At 44.3% G+C, this 19,676-nt stretch carries 15 protein-coding genes; 10 read left to right on the forward strand and 5 right to left on the reverse strand.

Annotated elements, in window-relative coordinates:
• Positions 1-27 precede the first annotated feature (27 nt).
• From DW251_RS12430 to DW251_RS12440, 3 genes are all read left to right on the forward strand, one after another.
• A complete protein-coding gene (locus tag DW251_RS12430) occupies positions 28-1,407 on the forward strand; it encodes an FAD-dependent protein (RefSeq protein ID WP_118301323.1) in 1,380 nt (459 codons plus the stop codon).
• 414 nt (positions 1,408-1,821) lie between these two features.
• Positions 1,822-2,322, forward strand: a complete 501-nt coding sequence (locus DW251_RS12435) for a QueT transporter family protein (RefSeq protein WP_021868837.1) — start codon at positions 1,822-1,824, stop codon at positions 2,320-2,322.
• Positions 2,323-2,537: 215 nt separating this feature from the next.
• The gene (locus tag DW251_RS12440; protein ID WP_021868836.1) at positions 2,538-3,578 is read left to right on the forward strand and encodes a hypothetical protein; all 1,041 of its coding nucleotides are present in this window, start codon (positions 2,538-2,540) and stop codon (positions 3,576-3,578) included.
• 115 nt (positions 3,579-3,693) lie between these two features.
• Here DW251_RS12440 and DW251_RS12445 read toward each other — a convergent pair whose 3' ends face one another.
• The 4 genes from DW251_RS12445 to DW251_RS12460 all read right to left on the reverse strand — a co-directional run bounded on the left by DW251_RS12445 (position 3,694) and on the right by DW251_RS12460 (position 7,658).
• A complete protein-coding gene (locus DW251_RS12445) occupies positions 3,694-4,386 on the reverse strand; it encodes an MBL fold metallo-hydrolase (RefSeq protein WP_021868835.1) in 693 nt (230 codons plus the stop codon).
• 48 nt (positions 4,387-4,434) lie between these two features.
• Positions 4,435-5,256, reverse strand: coding sequence for a carbohydrate ABC transporter permease (locus DW251_RS12450; protein ID WP_021868834.1), 822 nt, complete (start codon positions 5,254-5,256; stop codon positions 4,435-4,437).
• Between the two features lie 15 nt (positions 5,257-5,271).
• Positions 5,272-6,168 (reverse strand): sugar ABC transporter permease, encoded by an 897-nt coding sequence (locus DW251_RS12455; RefSeq protein ID WP_118301324.1) that lies wholly within the window; start codon positions 6,166-6,168, stop codon positions 5,272-5,274.
• 110 nt (positions 6,169-6,278) lie between these two features.
• Entirely contained in the window at positions 6,279-7,658 is a 1,380-nt protein-coding gene (locus DW251_RS12460; protein ID WP_118301325.1) for an ABC transporter substrate-binding protein, read from the reverse strand.
• Positions 7,659-8,009: 351 nt separating this feature from the next.
• Here DW251_RS12460 and DW251_RS12465 point away from each other — a divergent pair, with 351 nt between their 5' ends.
• From DW251_RS12465 to mfd, 4 genes are all read left to right on the forward strand, one after another.
• Complete coding sequence (locus DW251_RS12465) at positions 8,010-10,337, forward strand: extracellular solute-binding protein (RefSeq protein WP_118301326.1); 2,328 nt, start codon at positions 8,010-8,012, stop codon at positions 10,335-10,337.
• A gap of 163 nt (positions 10,338-10,500) precedes the next feature.
• On the forward strand, positions 10,501-11,268 hold the full coding sequence (locus DW251_RS12470; RefSeq protein ID WP_118301327.1) for a biosynthetic peptidoglycan transglycosylase: 768 nt from the start codon (positions 10,501-10,503) through the stop codon (positions 11,266-11,268).
• Positions 11,269-11,427: 159 nt separating this feature from the next.
• Complete coding sequence (gene pth, locus DW251_RS12475; RefSeq protein ID WP_118301328.1) at positions 11,428-11,994, forward strand: aminoacyl-tRNA hydrolase; 567 nt, start codon at positions 11,428-11,430, stop codon at positions 11,992-11,994.
• 86 nt (positions 11,995-12,080) lie between these two features.
• Positions 12,081-15,611: a transcription-repair coupling factor gene (gene mfd / locus DW251_RS12480; protein WP_118301329.1), complete on the forward strand. Its 3,531-nt coding sequence runs from the start codon at positions 12,081-12,083 to the stop codon at positions 15,609-15,611.
• Between the two features lie 15 nt (positions 15,612-15,626).
• On the opposite strand, the gene DW251_RS12485 is transcribed toward mfd, so the two are convergent.
• Complete coding sequence (locus DW251_RS12485; RefSeq protein WP_021868827.1) at positions 15,627-15,887, reverse strand: TM1266 family iron-only hydrogenase system putative regulator; 261 nt, start codon at positions 15,885-15,887, stop codon at positions 15,627-15,629.
• 181 nt (positions 15,888-16,068) lie between these two features.
• Here DW251_RS12485 and DW251_RS12490 point away from each other — a divergent pair, with 181 nt between their 5' ends.
• The 3 genes from DW251_RS12490 (at position 16,069) to DW251_RS12500 (ending at position 19,485) form a co-directional block, all read left to right on the forward strand.
• On the forward strand, positions 16,069-18,021 hold the full coding sequence (locus DW251_RS12490) for a BMP family ABC transporter substrate-binding protein (RefSeq protein ID WP_118301330.1): 1,953 nt from the start codon (positions 16,069-16,071) through the stop codon (positions 18,019-18,021).
• Positions 18,022-18,663, forward strand: a complete 642-nt coding sequence (locus tag DW251_RS12495) for a metallophosphoesterase (protein ID WP_118301331.1) — start codon at positions 18,022-18,024, stop codon at positions 18,661-18,663.
• 102 nt (positions 18,664-18,765) lie between these two features.
• Entirely contained in the window at positions 18,766-19,485 is a 720-nt protein-coding gene (locus DW251_RS12500) for a GntR family transcriptional regulator (protein ID WP_021868824.1), read from the forward strand.
• Positions 19,486-19,676: the final 191 nt, after the last annotated feature.

Raw genomic sequence — 19,676 nt, forward strand, 5'->3', positions numbered from 1 at the left:
TGTTTACCGTAAAAAGGAGTTTTGAGAATGAAATATGATGTAATTATTGTGGGGGCCGGTCCTGGCGGAATTTATTCTGCTTATGAGCTGATGAAGAAGTGCAGCGATAAGAAGATTGCTGTATTTGATTCCGGATATTCATTAAAGAAGCGTCACTGCCCAATCGACGGTGAAAAGGTGAAAGCCTGCATTAAGTGTAAGTCCTGCTCTATTATGAGCGGTTTCGGCGGCGCTGGCGCATTCTCTGATGGTAAATATAACATTACCAATGATTTTGGCGGTACTTTGTACGAATATATTGGTAAGAAGGCTGCTACTGAGCTGATGCAGTATGTAGATGACATCAACATGGCACACGGCGGCGAAGGCACCAAGATGTATTCTACAGCCGGAACTAATTTAAAGAAAGTCTGTTTACAGAACCGCCTGAAGCTGTTAAATGCTTCTGTACGTCATCTGGGAACCGATATCAACCTGGTTGTATTAGGCCGGTTATATGATGAGTTAAAAGAGCATGTGGACTTCTATTTTGAGTCTCCTGTAAGCCATATTGAGTGCCTGGAAAATGGCGGATACAGAGTATGGAGCAATGACAAGTCTTATGACTGCGAGAAGTGTATCGTATCTGTAGGACGAAGCGGCAGCAAGTGGATGGAACATATCTGTAAGGAACTGGATATCCCAACCAAGTCCAACCGTGTGGATCTGGGCGTGCGCGTAGAGCTTCCTGCAGTGCTGTTCTCCCATTTAACAGACGAACTGTACGAAAGCAAGATCGTATACCGTACAGAGAAGTTTGAGGATAATGTACGTACTTTCTGTATGAACCCTAAGGGCATTGTTGTAAATGAAAATACCAATGGCATCGTTACTGTAAACGGCCACAGCTACGAGGATCCGGAAAAGCAGACAGAATGCACCAACTTTGCACTGTTAGTTTCCAAGCACTTCTCAGAGCCGTTTAAGGACAGCAACGGCTATGGCGAAAGCATTGCCCGTCTATCTAATATGTTAGGCGGTGGTGTTATCGTACAGCGTTTCGGTGACCTGATCCGCGGAAGACGAAGCACTCCAAAGCGTATTGAGGAAAATACCTTTGTGCCTACTCTTTCTGCAACACCTGGCGACTTAAGCCTTGTTCTTCCAAAGCGTATCTTAGATGGCATCATTGAAATGATCTATGCCCTGGATAAGATCGCACCGGGAACTGCAAATGATGACACTTTGCTTTATGGTGTAGAAGTTAAGTTCTACAACATGGAAGTAGATGTAGACGAGAACCTGGAAAGCCGTCACAAAGGACTTTATATCATCGGTGATGGCAGCGGCGTGACCCATTCCCTTTCCCATGCATCTGCAAGCGGCGTGTATGTAGCACGTAAGATCGCAGAGAACCTGGAAGGATAAATAAGATAAACTAGCAGTATATTTAAATCTCCGACAGTGCAGGTATGAATATAGTATCTCCATTGCCGGAGATTTTTTGTTTCAATGAAAGGTTCAGAAAATAAGTATTTAATGCAGAGTAAGCAAAAGATAAAGGATTAAGCCAGAGCCATTATTGAAACTTTATTTACGCTCATCGCCATTGGATGTTATGGGGTACTCAGCATGATGGGATTCTAAGGCAGCCCCCTTTTATATCTTGGAAAGATGATCAAAATGTGACCTTGATTTTGCGTTTTTGCTGTGCTATACTTCTACTCGTTGCAAAGCCTGAAAAACCAAGGTCTTATAAGGCTTTCGCCGATTCCCGGCGTAAAATGAATCGAGTGTTCGTGACCTTCCACTCGTAAAACAAAACTAAAGGAGAATTGAAAAATGAACAAACAGTATTACCAATCAAGAACTGGCTTTATTACCCAGAGTGCGCTGATCGCAGCCCTTTATGTGGTTTTGACCATGATCGTTGCGCCGATCGCTTTTGGTCCGATCCAGTTCAGAGTCTCAGAAGTATTATGCGTGCTGCCTTACTTCTTAACCAGTGCAGTTCCAGGCGTTACCATTGGCTGCTTTCTTGCTAACCTGCTCTGCGGTGCAGCATCACTGGATGTAGTGTTCGGAAGCATTGCAACTCTGATTGGAGCAGTTGGTTCTTACTATCTTGGAAAGAAGAACAAATGGCTGGTATGTGTTCCACCGATCCTTTCCAACACCATTATTGTTCCATGGGTACTGCGCTATGCATATGGTTCTACAGACCTGATCCCATATGCCATGCTGACTGTAGGGATCGGAGAGATCCTGGCTATCGGTGTACTTGGAAATATCCTGTTAGTGACACTGGAACGTCATTATAAAGCAGTGCTGTTTGCAAAGTAATATTGGAAAATATTAGTAAAATGTATCATTTGTGAAGGAGAAAGATCCCTCTGGCGTATTTTGAATATGCCAGGGGGATCTTTTTGAATGCAGACCTTGTTTTTTGCATTAATGTGGGTATAATATATTTATAAATTAAAATAAACATAAATAAACATGAAAAATACAAATAAACATAAATAAATACAAATAAACATAGATGTGGAGGAATACGTATGAAAGGAGAAAATCCATTTACACTGACTTTTGGGCAGAAGCCGGTAGAATTTATTTCCCGTACAGATCAGATTGGAAAGATCATAAATACCTTTGATATGGAAAATCCGTCTAATATGGTTTATATGATCGCCGGGGTTCGAGGTTCTGGGAAGACAGTTTCTCTTGCAGTGATAGGAGATCACTATAATGCAAAGGAAGACTGGATCGTATTGCGTTTAAGTGTAGATATGGATCTGATTTCAGGGGCGGTATCGGAATTAAACCGAATTCTGAAGATCCGGGGGATAGATTTGGGAATTAATATTAATATTGGGATTGCGGAAATTGCTTTCAATAAAGAACGGGATACATTAGATAAAGAGACAATGCTGCGTGATATTTTGGAAAAGGTAAAAGAACAGGGGAAAAAAGTACTTTTTATTATTGATGAGATCATTAATAATCAATATGTAAAACTTTTCGTAAGTAATTTTCAGATCTACATTACAAAAAATTATCCGGTCTATCTTGTAATGGCTGGATTATATGATAATATCAGCAATCTTCAAAATGAAAAAAGCCTGACATTTTTATACCGCGCTCCCAAAATATTTCTGGAACCATTAAGCATTCCGGCTATGACTACCAGTTACAGAACTGTATTTGGACTGCCGCCTAAAGAGGCAGCTTCCATGGCGCGGCTCACAAAAGGATATCCATTTGCATTTCAGATACTTGGATATCTTAAATGGGAAAATGATGGGACTATAGACGATATTTTACCAAAATTTGATGAAGAACTGACGGTTTATGCTTATGAAAAAATATGGAGTGAGTTATCAGAACTGGACCGCAAAATCGTTTATATTATTTCTCAGGGAGTAAATAAAACAGGTGACATACGGGAAAGTTTGGGAGTATCACCGCAACTTTTAAATACGTATCGGAAACGTCTTATGGAGAGAGGTGTAGTTGATGGTTCAAGACATGGGGAACTGACTTTGGCGTTGCCAAGATTTGAAGAGTATATCAATATGTATTGTGAAGTGACTATCTGAATGTTTTAACAATCCAGGGGATTTTGCTGTATTTTGAACTGAGGAGAGAGTATACGAAAAGGCGATCCGGTTATCGAAACCGGACCGCCTTTTTAACGTCTCTGCGTTTGTGGATTTATCCTTCTACAACTTCCACAATACTAAAGCCCTTCTCTTTCAACATATCCTCACAGGGACTGTCAAGGTGCATACAGTATACTCTGTGGCGTTCTTCCCGGGGGATCCATTTCTCCATCTTGCCGTAGTAGCAGTGGGATGGATTTGGTGAATCGTGGGTGCTGGTGTCGTGGTAGATGCGGCCGATCTCTCCTGCAAGGAAGCGGGTTCTGATATCTTCCGGCAGTTCTGAGGAGTCGCCGCTGTAGTAAATAGTTTCTGTTCCATCACTTAAAACATAGCCGTAGCATTTCATATCCAGTGCATGTTTCACTTCCACGGGAACTGCAGTCAGTCCGGCCGGGTTTTCGGGAAGTGTTTCATGGTAATGGTAGCCTAAAGGTGTGATCCCTTCTAATGTAAGAAGCTGCTTAATGGTCTCCTGTGGATAAACTACATGAATGGCTTTGTTAAAGAGACAGTAAAAATAGGAGATCAGGGTTCCAAGACTTCCTACGTGGTCGGCATGCATATGAGTCAGGATAACATAAACATCTTCAATGGAAGCCAGGTCCAGTTTGTGATAAAGCACATCAAACATGGTCTCTCCGCAGTCAATAAGATAAAGCGCTTTTCCGGAAAGCATGTATGCTCCCGTATTCTTAAAGGGAGGATAAAAAGCGCTGCCTTTTCCGGTAAAATTTAATTCCATGCCTTTCCTCCTTAATGGGTATTATTGTTACAGTTCAGCCATGATATTTTATTCCTTGATACCGGCGCTTACAAAGCTGCTCATAAACTGTTTTTGAGCGACTAAGAAGGCCAGAAGAAGCGGAACAATGATGATAAAGGCTGCAGCACACACATTGGCCCACTGCATGTTAGCCTCTTTGGATTTTGCGAAAATAGCAAGTCCTACGGTCAGTGTACGGTTGGTAGGAGAGTTGGTCACGATCAGAGGCCACAGGTAGTTGTTCCAGTGGTAGCTGACAGAGATAACGGCAAAGGAAAGATATGCCGGTTTTGCACATGGCATGTATACACCCCAGATGGTCTGCCAGGTGTTGGCACCGTCGATCTTTGCTGCCTCAGCCAGTGCCTTTGGAATGGATTTAAAGTGCTGACGGAGTAAGAAGATAGCCATGGCACTGCCGTAGAATGGAAGCATCATACCGATCTTGGTGTCGATGAGCTTCAGATCAGACAGAGTCATGAAGTTTGGTGTGATCAAAACGTCATTTGGGATAATGATCTGCATAAAGATCACAGCAAATACCAGCGCCTGTCCCTTGAAATCCAGAACTGCCAGTGCATAGGCAGCCAGGGTGGAAGTAAAGAACTGTACGGCAAAGGTGCATACTACCAGTGTCAGTGTGTTGATGTAATAGGTGCCAAATGGAATGGCATTCCATACATATTTAATATTATCCAGTGTGAACGCTGTTGTCGGGAACAGTGTCATATGGAAGGATGGAACGGAAAATGCGGTTCCGATCAGCCAGATAAGTGGGATCAGCCAAAGCAGGCCTAAAATAACGGAAAATGCGGTGATCCCGGCACCGATCAAATGTTTTTTCTGCATGGTGTAAGGCCTCCTTTAGTTGTACTGGATCTTCTTGTCCTGGCTTAAGAAACGAGGAAGTGCTACTACCATGAGCAGAAGCAGCATAACCGTTGTCAGTGCAGAAGATACGCCGTAGTTGAAGTTTGTAAATCCCTGCTGGTAAATGTAGTACAGAAGCAGTGTGGAAGCGTTGTTTGGAGCGCCCTCTGTCATAATGACTACATGGTCCACCAGCTTGAAGCTGTTGGTCAGAGCAATGGTGGATACAAACAGGAAGGTTGGTGCAAGAAGAGGTAAAGTGATCTTGCGGAAAATGGTCCAGGAGTTAGCGCCGTCAATGCGGGCTGCCTCATTTACATCGGTGGAAATACTCTGGATACCGGAAAGGAAGAATACCATCAGGTATCCGGCTTCTTTCCAGACGTACATAAAGGCCATAGCCGGAAGAACGGTCTTCTTGCTGGATAAGATATTCATAGGCTGAAGGCCCATGCTGATGAGCATCTGGTCAAGTAAGCCGTTTTTTGCCATGTAAATAAACATCCAGATACTTGCAATAGCAATCATAGGCATAACTACCGGATAGAAATAGGAAGTACGGACAAAACCGATGAGACGGCTTTTACGGTTGACTAAGGTTGCTAAAAACAGACCGACTACCATACTGGGAACAATGGTGATCAACGCAAAAAACAGCGTATTTCCCATTACTTTCCAGAAAAGAGAAGATCCGGCCAGACTGATATAGTTTTTCAGACCGATAAATTCCGGTGCGCTCATACCGAGCTTATATTTTGTAAGGCTGAGCCAGATGCTCCGAAAGACCGGCCATACAGTAAAGGCTGCCATAAAGATCAGGGAAGGCATTACCAACAGCCATCCTATGAGAGTGTTTCGCAGTTCACGCTGCTTTTTTGTATGTGTTTTCATCTTTTATTCCCCATTTATCAGATTTCGAGAGAACAGTAAAAATATGAAACAAATTGGCGCTGCCGTGAAGCACGACAGCACCAACTTCATTTCAAAAGTATCATTTTATCCTACTGATACTCAGACAGAACTTCTGTTGCCTGTTCCTGAGCTGCGCTTAATGCTTCTTCAGCAGTTGCGTCACCAGTTACTGCAGACTGGATATTGTCATTTAAGACTCTCCAGATCTCTGCTGCGTTGTAAGTAGTAAGCTCTGGCTTGGAGATCGGGATCTGCTCGTAAGCGATCTTAGCCTGAGGCAGTTTGTCGTAGTATTCTTTCATGATATCCAGATCGAAGCAGGACTGTCTGGTTGCTACATAACCTGTATCCAGTGCCCACTGTGCTGCGCGCTCTGGCTCAGTAGCGAACTTGATGAACTTCCAAGCTGCCTGTACACGGTCTTCAGAGATACCATTGGAGATGTAGAAGTTTCCGCCGCCGGTAGGAGCTGCCTGACGTGCATTTCCTGGAAGGAATGCGGTACCGAAATCAAAGGTAGCGTTCTTGCTGATGTTTGCCAGGTTTCCTGTGGTGTGATAGATCATAGCTACTTCGCCAGCTAAGAACTGAGTAGGAAGATCGGTCCACTGTACGATGCCAGGAGCCATTACTTCGTACTTGTTCTGAAGGTCAAGCCAGAACTGAAGTGCTTCTACGTTCTCTGGAGTATCGAACATAACGGATTTTCCGTCTTCAGCCATCAGGTTCTCACCATTCTTGCTGTTCTGTAAGCAGAAGCCTGTGAAGGTCCACTGTGCAGAACCGGAGTTTAATGCGATACCAACACCGTAACGGTTTTCGTTGGTGAGCAGTTTTGCGTCTTCAACCAGTTCGTCCCAGGTTGCAGGTGCTTTCTCAGGATCAAGGCCAACTTCCTTGAATGCATCCTTATTATAGAAAAGGATCTCTGTACTTCTCTGGAATGGGATGGAGTAGATCTTGCCGTCTACGTAGGAGTCCTCCATGAAGCCGCTTAAGAAATCGTCGATGTAAGCTTTTCCTTCGTCTCCGTCTGCTGCGATCAGGTCATCTAATGGCATTGCCATACCGGTGGAAGCCATTGTGAAACGCTGGGTAGCAAGGCTTACGAATACATCTGGTGGTGTGCCTCCCTGGATAGCAGTCTGGATCTTTGTAACGGTATCATCGTAGTTTCCGGTATAAACAGGATCTACAACGATGTCAGGATTTTCAGCATTGAAGTCTGCGCAGATCTTCTCAATCAGCTTTGCAGCATCGCCGCCTACGTTTACTGGGGAGTAGAATGACAGGTGCATTGCGTCAGATGAACCGCCTTCAGCTGCTGCCTCAGATTTTTCAGCTGCTGCCTCAGATTTCTCAGCTGCTGCGCTGGTTTCGGCTGGTTTGGAACCGCCGGAGCAGCCGCCTAATGCCATAGCAGAGGCTACTAAACAGGCAGATGATGCAAGTACGAGTTTCTTTTTCATGATACTCCTCCTTTTTGTTCGCATTGATAGACTTTTTAAGGTCTGTGATTTGCTCTTAAGTTCACTATAGCATCATTATTGAAACGTGTCAAATATTATTTTGTTTTTTTGCACAATAAATATTTTGAATTTACATGTTACTTTAACAATTTTACCTATGCTATACATTTTTTACATTTTCTTTACAGGGAATACGATTGAACAAGGTTCAATTTCTGGGGCAGAATTGTGATTTCTTAAGATATATGTTATAGTTAATACAAGTGAGAGCAGCAACGAAGGTCCGGTCATAGAGTGGACCTGACAGTAAAATGCAGACCACACCAGCACCGTATATCAGGAGGAACACATATGGCAACCATTAAAGATATTGCAAAGAAGGCCGGCGTGGCCCAGGGAACGGTTTCCAATGTATTAAATGGTAAAGGGAACGTAAGCAGTGACAAAATACGCCGGGTAATGGAAGCTGCAAGGCAATTGGGCTATGTTCCAAATGAAAGAGCAGCTTTGCTGCGCAAGGGAACCAATGACTGCCTGGCTCTGATCATGCCGGATTCCCGGGCAAGGCAGTATGAAGATTTTTATTTCAGTTTTAAAGACTATGCCCAGGAACATGGTTATCTTGTATCCCGCCATCTGACCAATGAAAATTCACCGGAAAGTGAAGCGACTGCATTTTCAGAGGCAAAAGTAAAGCAGGTAAAGGGGATCGCCTGCATTTCCGCAGTAGCGGGAACTGCCAGCGAGGCGGCGATCTATAAAAATAATGGGATCTTTGGGGAAATGGAACCGGCCCAGAATAATGGCTCGGATATTCCGGTACTTTTTGTAGACCGGAAAACAGGTTTCCCTTCTGATTTTATTGGGTTTGATTATGAAAAAGCGGGACAGGCTATGGCAGAGAAAGCACTGCAGGCGGGGTATCGCAGCATCTGCCTGCTTACAGGAAATCCGGATTATTCCAGTGAAAAGGATTTTTGCAGGGGCTTTCTGACCATGATGGAAGGTTCTACCTGCCAGGTGATCCAGATCTGGACAGACTCATTTAGAAAATACCAGAATATCATGCAGATATTTAACGGAACACTGCCCCAGGCATTCTTTATATCCAATTATGGATTTGCAGAAAGTGCCAAGGATATGTGTACCACTTTTTATGGAAAAGAAGAGGGCTCACCGGATATCTATACGGTGGCGCCGCTGTTTACCATTCCGGAAAATGACTTTATTAAATATGAAATGAATTACCGCCAGCTAGGAAAAAGGGCGGCAAAGATGCTGATCAGAAAGGCAGAGGAGTCCGGTGCGGAAGAAAGCACAGCACAGGAAAGTGCAACGGAAGAAAATACGGCATCAGAAAAAATACCGGATAATGTCGGGACAGAGGGACATGCCAATTGGATGATCCCGGGAGACGGATTTCAGAACTGGTTCGTGAATATCCGAAAGCCGGAAAGTACCCAGCCATTAAATATTGTAACTCTGGACAGCCCGGAAGCTTATATTATGAAAACGTTTTCCAGACTGTTTACCCAGAAAACGGGAATTGATGTAAATGTGTGCATTCTCTCTTATGATGAAATCTATGAGGCATTTAACTCGTTAGATGAAACCTCCCGTTTTGATATCCTGCGACTGGATGTGACCTGGCTTTCCTGGTTTGCCCAGAAGCTTCTCCGGCCATTGTCAGAGATCGATGAAAATATTGAAAACAGCCTGGGACAGTACGTGGAAGGAGTTCCGGAGCATTACTGCCGGGTACATGGTCAGATCTATGCGCTGCCGGTTACGCCCAGCGTGCAGATTCTTTATTATAGGAAGGACCTGTTTGAAAGCCCTATCTGCAAGCGGACCTATTTTGAGCAGTTCCATGAAGAACTGCAGCCGCCGAAGACATTTGAGGAATATAACAGGATCGCTGCATTTTTCACAAGAGATCTGACACCCTCATCACCGGTTCCTTATGGATCGACGATTACACTGGGCTCTACCGGTGTGGCTGGTTCTGAGTTTCTGGCAAGATTATTTGCCATTCAGGAAAACCTGTACGGTGCGGACGGACAGATCCATTTAGACTCCCTGCAGTGCCAGCAGGCTCTTGCGGAGTTAGTACAGCTGCGGCGTTGTACATCGCCGGAGTACTGTGGCTGGTGGACCCAGACTGCAAGGCGGTTTGCAGAAGGAAATTTTGCCATGTCCATTTTGTACAGCAACTATGCCAGTGACCTGTCGGCTCACAGTTCCCATGTAGTAGGAAATGTAGGGTACTCTATGATGCCGGGAAATAACCCGGTGCTTGGCGGCGGCAGTTTAGGTGTTTCTAAATATTGTAAGCGGCCGAAGGATGCCCTTTCTTTTATTAAATGGATGTGCAGTGAGCCGCTTTGTTCAGCATCGGCTTTACTGGGAAGTACATCCCCATGCCGCAGGACCTATGATAATTATGAGGTTTTACATAACTATCCATGGCTGAAGCTTACCAGACACTGCTTCCCCATTTCAAAAGGGAACCGGCTTCCGGCGGAGCTTTCTGTACCCTTTGATGAGCGTAAGTTTTTGAGCATCCTGGGACTGGCAGTTAAGAATGCTTATACCGGAATTGTGACCCCAAAAGAGGCCCTTTCCGATGCCCAGATGCAGTTTTCAAATTATTTCCATACTTCTTTAGAAAAACGTTAGAAATAGTCAGATTTTAGTCAGAGTTCTTTAAGGGAGCCTCAAAGACTTGCTTATACTGATGTGCTATACTGTAATTAAGGGAAGGCCCCGCCCGCTGCCGCGGGCGGGAGAGCGCATAGGTGCTTGAGCCTGAGTTATATAGCACAGGAGAGAAGGTGAGCAGATGAGGACAAAAGACAATGGAAAATACAATACAGCAGGAAACACCGGGAAAAAGAAGTGTGCAGCGTTTAACTGGCTTAAAGGAGTAACAGCTGTGCTCTGTGCAGTGGCTATGTATTTTGCAGTGACTACCGGTATCCGTGGTTATGATATGTATAAGGATGCCATTGCCCAGGTCAGCCTGGAAGATAAGGTAAGCGAGATACGGTCCAAGGAAAGCTATACTGTATTTTCTGATCTTCCGGAAACGTATACGGATGCAGTCCTCTCTGTGGAAGATCACCGATTTTACGGTCATATTGGGATCGATCCCATTGCCATTACAAGAGCCATGGTCAATGATGTAAAGGCCGGACGCTTTGTAGAAGGCGGCAGTACCATTACCCAGCAACTGGCAAAAAATCTGTATTTCACCCAGGAAAAGAAGATGGAGCGTAAGGTAGCAGAGGTATTTATGGCTTTTGCACTGGAGCGGGATTACAGTAAAAATGAGATCCTGGAACTTTATGTAAATACCATTTATTTCGGAAACGGATATTATTGTATCAAAGATGCCAGCGAAGGCTATTTCGGAAAAGAGCCGGAAGACCTGACAGATTACGAAAGCACACTTCTTGCAGGCGTTCCTAATGCACCGTCTAAATATTCCCCCACTGTCAATCTGGAGCTGGCAGAAAAACGCCAGGAGCAGGTGGTAGAACGTCTGGTAGCCTGCGGACTCTTTACAAAAGAGCGGGCACAGGAGACACTGGCCGGAAGTGAAATGTAAGTATGAAAATAGGATGTAAAGAGATGTGAAATATCACGGCTTGTAAAAGAAAGCTATATCTGCTAGAATAAGTGAACGACTAATTAAAATGAGCGTTAGATACCCCCTATAGGGTGGAATCTAGCGCTTTCAGGCGTGTTTTGGAAAGGAAAATATTTTATGTATATCATAGCAGGATTGGGAAACCCTACAAGGGAGTATGAGAAGACAAGACATAATGTGGGATTTGATACCATTGATGTGCTGGCGGACAAGTTAAATACATCTGTGGATGAGAAGAAATTTAAGGGACTTTATGGAAGGGGCATCATTGCAGGGGAAAAGGTGATCCTTTTAAAGCCTCAGACTTTTATGAATTTAAGCGGTGAGAGCGTAAGAGAAGCGGCAGATTTCTATAAAGTGGACCCAGAGCATATCATTGTTATATATGATGATATCAGTCTGGATGTAGGTCAGCTGCGTATCCGCAAGAAAGGCAGTGCAGGCGGTCATAATGGTATCAAAAATATCATTGCCCATCTGGGAACCCAGGAGTTTCCACGTATTAAGGTAGGCGTAGGTGACAAGCCGCCGAGAATGGATCTGGCAGATTATGTGCTCAGCCGCTTCTCTAAGGAAGACCGTGAAAAAATGGAACAGGCATTTAAAGACGCGGCAGAGGCAGTGGAGGTTATGATCGCAGAGGGACCAGATGCGGCTATGAACCGGTTTAATGGACACAAATAGATATTTTTGCATAATTGAACACAGAAACGTTGAAACAGATACAACACAGACTGAAATGATAATGGAACAGGATATAAGGGGAAAACATGGAAAATCCGTTATTGGAATTACAGGAATATGAAAATCTACAGGAAGCGTTAAAAAAGGCAAAAGGACCGGTCCAGGCAACGGGAACCCTTGATTCCCAGAAGGTACACCTGATGTACTGGCTGGGAAAAGACGGGGGTTTTCCCTGGAAACTGGTGGTGACTTATGATGACCAGAGAGCCAGGGAGATCTATGATGATTTTCGCAGCTTTACGGAAAACGTATGGCTTTATCCTGCAAAGGATCTGCTGTTTTACAGTGCGGATATCCATGGAAACCTGATGACCCGTCAGCGTATTGCCGTATGGCGGCACCTGATGGAAGAGAAAGAAGGCGTGGTCGTCACCACGCTGGACGGTCTTATGGATCATCTCCTGCCTTTAGTATTTTTAAAGCAGCAGGCAGTGACTGTGGAAAACGGCCAGATCATGGATCTGGATGAATGGAAAGAACGCCTTACAGCACTGGGGTATGAGCGTACAGCCCAGGTAGACGGCATGGGCCAGTTTTCCATCCGTGGCGGTATCGTGGACATTTTCCCGCTGACAGAGGAAGTGCCGGTGCGTATTGAACTGTGGGATGATGAGGTGGACTCCATCCGCAGTTTCGACCCGGAAAGCCAGCGGTCTGTGGAACAGCTGGAAAAAATTACCATTTATCCTTCAGCCGAGACCATTTTAACAAAAAAGCAGTTAGAAGCAGGGATTGAACGTCTGGAAAAGGAAGAAAAAGAATATGAAGCAGCCTTAAGGGCCAAACATCAGATTGAAGAAGCATCCCGTATCCGGGGTATTATCAAAGAACTGACAGAAGGGATCCGGCAAGGCTGGAAACGGGATGGACTGGATGCCTATATCCGGTATTTCTGCCCGGAGACTGTGTCATTTCTGGACTATTTCCCGGCAGGAGATACTCTGATCTGTCTGGATGAACCGGCAAGATTAAAGGAAAAAGGCGAGACGGTAGAGCAGGAATTTCGTGAAAGCATGATCCACCGCCTGGAAAAGGGCTATCTTCTTCCGGGGCAGACAGAACTTCTCTATGCAGGCGCCCAGGTCCTTGCAAAGCTTCAAAGTTCTTATACTGTAATGCTTACAGGTCTTGACCAGAAGCTTCCGGGCATGAAGGTAAAGGAAAAGTTCAGCTTTGATGTGCGAAATGTCAACTCCTATCAGAACAGCTTTGACATGCTTATAAGCGATCTGACCCGGTGGAAAAAAGAAAGTTACCGGGTAGTCTTGCTGTCTGCTTCCAGGACAAGAGCCAGCCGTTTAGCCAGTGACCTGCGTGAATATGATCTGCGGGCTTATTGTCCGGACGGAACAGGGGAAGAACATAAAGCGGCGCCAGGTGAGATCCTGGTTACCTACGGAAATATCCACAGGGGTTTTGAATATCCCCTGATCAAATATGTCATCATTACAGAAGGTGACATGTTTGGCACGGAAAAGAAGAAAAAACGGCGGAAAAAGAGCAATTACCAGGGAAAAGCTATTCAGAGTTTCTCTGAGCTGGCAGTAGGAGATTATGTAGTCCATGAGGAACATGGTCTTGGCATTTACAAAGGAATTGAAAAAGTAGAGCGGGACAAGGTCATTAAGGACTATATTAAGATCGAGTATGGAGATGGAGGCAATCTGTATCTTCCTGCCACCAGACTGGAAAGCATCCAGAAATATGCCGGAGCAGATGCCAAAAAGCCGAAACTGAACAAGTTAGGCGGTACGGAGTGGAACAAGACCAAGACCCGTGTAAAAGGTGCAGTCCAGGAGATCGCAAGGGACCTGGTAAAGCTGTATGCAGCCCGTCAGGCGCAAAAGGGCTATCAGTATGGGGAAGACACAGTCTGGCAGAAGGAATTTGAGGAACTGTTCCCCTATGAAGAAACAGATGACCAGTTAGATGCCATTGAGGCAGTGAAAAAGGACATGGAAAGCCGAAAGATCATGGACCGGCTGATCTGTGGTGATGTTGGTTACGGTAAGACGGAGATCGCCCTTCGGGCTGCTTTTAAGGCAGTTCAGGACAGCAAGCAAGTGGTATATCTGGTGCCTACTACCATTCTGGCCCAGCAGCATTACAATACCTTTGTCCAGAGAATGAAGGATTTTCCGGTGCGCATTGACATGTTAAGCCGTTTCTGCACCCCGTCCCAGCAGAAAAAAACGCTGGAAGACCTGCGAAAAGGCATGGTGGACATTGTGATCGGTACTCACAGAGTGCTTTCTAAGGATTTAAAGTTTAAAAATCTGGGGCTTCTGATCATCGATGAGGAGCAGCGTTTTGGCGTAGCCCATAAAGAGAAGATTAAGCAGTTAAAAGAAAATGTAGACGTTATGACTCTGACTGCAACCCCTATTCCAAGAACACTGCATATGAGCCTTGCAGGGATCCGTGACATGAGCGTACTGGAAGAGCCGCCGGTAGACCGTACACCTATCCAGACTTATGTAATGGAATACAACGAGGAAATGGTCCGGGAAGCTATTAACAGGGAGCTGGCGCGAAAAGGCCAGGTGTATTATGTATACAACCGTGTGACGGATATTGATGAAGTGGCTGCAAAGATACAGAAACTGGTGCCGGATGCAGTAGTTACCTTCGCCCATGGTCAGATGCATGAGCATCAGTTAGAGCGGATCATGACGGACTTTATCAATGGGGAGATCGATGTTTTAGTATCCACTACCATTATTGAGACAGGTCTTGATATTCCCAATGCCAACACCATGATCATCCATGATGCAGACAGACTGGGACTTTCCCAGCTGTACCAGCTTCGCGGCCGTGTAGGCCGTTCCAACCGCACATCCTTTGCATTTTTAATGTATAAGCGGGATAAGCTTTTAAAAGAAGAGGCGGAAAAACGTCTTCAGGCTATCCGTGAGTTTACAGAATTAGGCTCCGGTATCAAGATCGCCATGCGTGACCTGGAGATCCGGGGTGCCGGAAATGTTCTTGGAGCAGAGCAGCATGGACATATGGAAGCAGTGGGATATGACCTTTACTGCAAAATGTTAAATCAGGCGGTTCTGGCATTAAAGGGCGAGGAAACAGAGGAAGAGTCCTATGCTACCAGTGTGGAATGTGACATTGATGCCTATATTCCGGCTGTTTATATTAAAAATGAGTATCAGAAACTGGATATTTATAAGAGGATCTCTGCCATTGAGACAGAAGATGAATATATGGATATGCAGGATGAGCTGATGGACCGCTTTGGGGATATTCCAAAGAGTGTGGAAAATCTTCTGGTCATTGCCAGAGTCCGTGCGCTGGCCCATAAGTGCTATGTGACAGAGATTCTGGTAAAAGAAAAAGAAGTGAAACTGACCATGTACCAGAAGGCGAAGATCAATGTAGGAGGCATACCGGATCTGGTAAATTCCTATGGCGGTGCTTTAAAACTGGTACCTGGTGAAGCGCCTGTGTTCCACTATGTGGAAAGAAAGCCTAAGGGCATTACCATTGAAGATATGCTGTTTAAGGCAGAAGAGATATTAAAGGGATTAAGAAAGCTGCGGATGTGAGAGTCCGCAGCTTTTTTAATCAGATGTACTGTTTACCGGCACCTGAATGGATTTTACCTTTACCCCTTTTACCTTTCCAAGGTCTCCGGCAAAGGAGCTGATCTCATTCTGGGTACCATGGAGCACAACACTGACTACGGATACACCGTATTCCCTACAGGGAACTCCCAGTCTGGCAATGATCATAGAGGCGTGGAGATGAAGTTTTTCATTCATAACGGAAACAGATTGTGGGTCACTTATAATGCAGCTGATAACAGCTAAACGGTCTTCCATGGGTGGGAACTCCTTTCGGTTTGTACATGTTGCGGTGCTTCTTAAAAAAGTATAACATATGTTTAACTGTAAATAAATGGTAAGTGTCTTGCGCAACAGTAGTCCTGAGGCTATAATGAGCATAAGCAAAAATAACTTACTATAATGCATGAATATACATCAGGGAAACGGGGAGGTAGCTATGTCGGATACAGAATATGGAGCAGCGTTAAAACTTGGTAAAAAACAATATCAGGATGCAGTGGCAAAGGGAGAATACCCGTATCTGCCGGTGTTGGATGATGTTTTATCCTATACGGATATTGTATCCACAGTAAGCCTTGGAACGATGGACATTCCGCTGGCAAAACTGGTGGGAACCAAGACTGCGGAACGGTCCAATTCCTTTGCCAACAACTTTATGCCTCTTTTGCCGGAACGGTCTGAATTTGGGATCAAATGGTTAAATCTTTACAATCATCAGGTAGAGGACGGAATTCAGGATCCTATTGTGGCCTATGAATTTATGAACCGGTTCTATGTCCAGGAGGGAAATAAGAGAGTCAGTGTTATGAAATACCTGGGTGCTTACAGTATTCCCGGAACGGTGACCCGTCTGATCCCTAAAAGGACGGATGATCTGGAAAACCGTCTGTATTATGAATTTCTGGATTTTTATAAGGTTTCTTCTAACTGTGATGTGTGGTTCAGCAAGGAAGGAAGATACAAAGAACTTCTGAAACTGATGGGAATGAAGCCGGATCAGGTGTGGGAAGAAGAGGACCGTGTATATTTCAGATCTGCCTATGGACGCTTTGCCAAAGCCTTTTCCATGGCTCATGGAGACCGCTTAAAGCTTACAGAGGGAGATGCCTTTCTGGTTTATATTGAAGTTTATGGATATGACAATGTAAAAGGCCAGACAGAAAGAGAAATGTACCGGGCGTTGATGCGTATCTGGGAAGAGATCCAGCTGGCCAACAGAGGAAATAAGATCGAACTGATCCAAGATCCCCAGGAAGTAGAGGAAGATAAAAAACCGGCCATCTTAAAATGGTTCCTGCCTCAGGAAGAGATACCAAGCGGTCTGAAAGTGGGATTTATCTATGGAAGAACAGCAGAAACTTCCCGGTGGATCTATGGCCATGAACTGGGAAGAATGTATCTGGAACAGGCATTCCCCGGAAAACTGACGACTATGGTAGTAGATCAGGCAGATACAGAGGAAGCGGTGGCGGAGGCTATTGAAAAAGAGGCAAAAGCCGGCTGTACCATTATTTTTACTATTACTTCCAGGATGTTAGGACAGAGCGTCCGTTCGGCGGCTCTTTATCCGGATATTAAATTTTACAACTGTTCCATTAATATGTCCTATTCTTCCGTAAGCAATTACTATGCAAGAATGTATGAGGCAAAATTCCTTATGGGAGCGATCGCGGCAGCACTGTCCAGGGAAGACAGGCTGGGATATATTGCAGAGCAGCCTACCTATGGAATGTTAGCTGATATCAATGCCTTTGCCCTTGGTGCAAGAATGGTTAATCCTTATGTGGAAGTACATCTGGAATGGGCCAGAAGGAAAGAGGCGCAGCATACAGAAGATATTTTACATGAAAAAGGGATCCATTATATTTCCGGCCATGACATGATCAATCCGGACCATCCGTCCAGGGAATATGGTCTGTATCGGAAAAATGAAGATGGAACAGTGACAAACCTTGCTATGCCGGTATGGCACTGGGGTAAATTCTATGAGCAGATCATCCGTCTTGCATTTAAGAGTACAGAAGAGATCGAAGCCATGAAAGGCAAGAAAGCAGTAAACTACTGGTGGGGTATGTCAGCGGATGTGATCGATGTGATCTGTTCTGAAAATATGCCAAATGGTACCAGGCGGCTGATCGAGTTTTTGAAAAATTCCATTCGTGCCGGCAGCTTCCATCCATTTGACGGACTGATCTATGCCCAGGATGGAAGCACCAAATGCACCCAGGGCAAGAGCTTAAATGCAGAGGAGATCATCACTATGAACTGGCTGGCGCAAAATGTAGTTGGCTATATTCCAAAGATCGGGGAAATGAATGAGCGCGCCCAGGAACTGATGCAGCTTCAGGGCATTAAGGCAACGGAGCAGACAGAGATGGAGAATGAATAAATGAACATAATGATATTTGCTGATCAGGAATCAAAGCTATTGTATGAATACTATGCCCCGGAGCGGATGAAAGATATTGATCTGATCATTTCCTGTGGAGATCTTGAACCTGAATATCTTACTTTTTTTGCAACTCTGTGCCATGCCCCTTTATTATATGTAAAGGGAAATCATGATACAAAATATGAATACAAACCGCCGGAAGGCTGCATTTGTATTGATGATGATATTTTTGTATACAAGGGAGTCCGTATTCTGGGACTGGGAGGTTCCATGGAATATATACCGGACTCACCTAATCAGTACACAGAGAAGATGATGAGGAAACGTATTCATAAACTTTGGTGGAAGCTGTGGCGCCACAAAGGCTTTGATATCCTTGTGACCCATGCCCCGGCATATAAGTTAAATGATATGGAAGATCTGCCCCATCGAGGATTTAAGGCATTTTTAGACCTGATGGACAAATATCATCCAAAGTACTTTTTACATGGTCATGTTCATGCTAACTATGGAAGCGGTTTCAAACGAAAAGATGTATATGGTACTACCAGGGTGATCAATGGATATGAATTTTATGTAATCGAATATCCGGGAGAGCCGGTAGTGCCTGCTGAAAAAACAGAGGATACAAATGCATAAAATAAAAAGTGGTTTCCTTGTAATTTTATAATTGGTAAGTTATAATTTATTTATAAAATGATATAACCTATGTGACGAGACAGGAAGAGGAGTTTATATATCATGTATAAATATGAGATGATCGCGGAAGAGATACAGAAGAAAATTAAAGATGGAACTTACCCGCCGGATACAAGACTGCCACAGGAAATGGAAATGTGTAAGATCTATGATGCCAGCCGTATTACCATAAGAGAGGCAATGGAGCTTCTGGTAGCAAAAGGTCTGATCACAAAACGACGGGGTGCAGGAACCTTTGTAAAAGCCGTGGCTCCGGGCATGACGGACCAGGTGGGCTTTTCAAAATCCGGTCAGTTCAGTGGATTTAGCAAAGACCAGGCAGGACGGAAGGTATCTTCGGATGTCCATGAATTTGGCCTGAAAAAAGCAAGTAAAGAAGTGGCAGAAAAACTGCAGGTGGCAGAAAATGCTTTTGTTTGCTATATATGCCGTACCAGATTGGTGGATGGCAAACCTTATGTAGTAGAATACACCTACATGCCTACGGATTTTATTACAGGTATTACGGAAGATGTAGTAAAAAGTTCTATTTATTCCTATTTGGAAAATGATCTGGGCTTAAAGATACAAAGTGCCCATCGGATCGCCAGGGCAGACATGCCTACAGAACAGGAAAAAAAGTGGCTGGATATAGGTGATCAGGTCCTGCCTGTCCTGGAAGTGGAACAGGTAGCATATCTGGATGATGGACGTATTTTTGAGTACTCTATTTCCCGTCACAGGGCAGATCGATTTGAACTTAAAAGTGTAAGTATTCATTAAATTTTCAGAAAAATATCAAAATCAATGTGCAAAACAAATAAAAATATAAAAAGTAATTGTGCAAAGTGTCAGTATGCTGCAAACAGCAAACTGGCACTTTTAAAATTTCGCTTAAAAACTTAAAAAATACCCTTGCAATTCTTGGAAAATATTATATAATAACAAATGTCATAACAAATAAATAATTAAAC

It is taken from the genome of Clostridium sp. AM22-11AC, from assembly GCF_003473545.1.
Lineage (GTDB): Bacteria > Bacillota > Clostridia > Lachnospirales > Lachnospiraceae > Enterocloster.

Coding starts and splice junctions, on each gene's coding strand:
- DW251_RS12430 (WP_118301323.1), top strand. CDS start 28: ATGAAATATGATGTAATTATTGTGGGGGCCGGTCCTGGCGGAATTTAT.
- DW251_RS12435 (WP_021868837.1), top strand. CDS start 1,822: ATGAACAAACAGTATTACCAATCAAGAACTGGCTTTATTACCCAGAGT.
- DW251_RS12440 (WP_021868836.1), top strand. CDS start 2,538: ATGAAAGGAGAAAATCCATTTACACTGACTTTTGGGCAGAAGCCGGTA.
- DW251_RS12445 (WP_021868835.1), bottom strand. CDS start 4,386: ATGGAATTAAATTTTACCGGAAAAGGCAGCGCTTTTTATCCTCCCTTT.
- DW251_RS12450 (WP_021868834.1), bottom strand. CDS start 5,256: ATGCAGAAAAAACATTTGATCGGTGCCGGGATCACCGCATTTTCCGTT.
- DW251_RS12455 (WP_118301324.1), bottom strand. CDS start 6,168: ATGAAAACACATACAAAAAAGCAGCGTGAACTGCGAAACACTCTCATA.
- DW251_RS12460 (WP_118301325.1), bottom strand. CDS start 7,658: ATGAAAAAGAAACTCGTACTTGCATCATCTGCCTGTTTAGTAGCCTCT.
- DW251_RS12465 (WP_118301326.1), top strand. CDS start 8,010: ATGGCAACCATTAAAGATATTGCAAAGAAGGCCGGCGTGGCCCAGGGA.
- DW251_RS12470 (WP_118301327.1), top strand. CDS start 10,501: ATGAGGACAAAAGACAATGGAAAATACAATACAGCAGGAAACACCGGG.
- pth (WP_118301328.1), top strand. CDS start 11,428: ATGTATATCATAGCAGGATTGGGAAACCCTACAAGGGAGTATGAGAAG.
- mfd (WP_118301329.1), top strand. CDS start 12,081: ATGGAAAATCCGTTATTGGAATTACAGGAATATGAAAATCTACAGGAA.
- DW251_RS12485 (WP_021868827.1), bottom strand. CDS start 15,887: ATGGAAGACCGTTTAGCTGTTATCAGCTGCATTATAAGTGACCCACAA.
- DW251_RS12490 (WP_118301330.1), top strand. CDS start 16,069: ATGTCGGATACAGAATATGGAGCAGCGTTAAAACTTGGTAAAAAACAA.
- DW251_RS12495 (WP_118301331.1), top strand. CDS start 18,022: ATGAACATAATGATATTTGCTGATCAGGAATCAAAGCTATTGTATGAA.
- DW251_RS12500 (WP_021868824.1), top strand. CDS start 18,766: ATGTATAAATATGAGATGATCGCGGAAGAGATACAGAAGAAAATTAAA.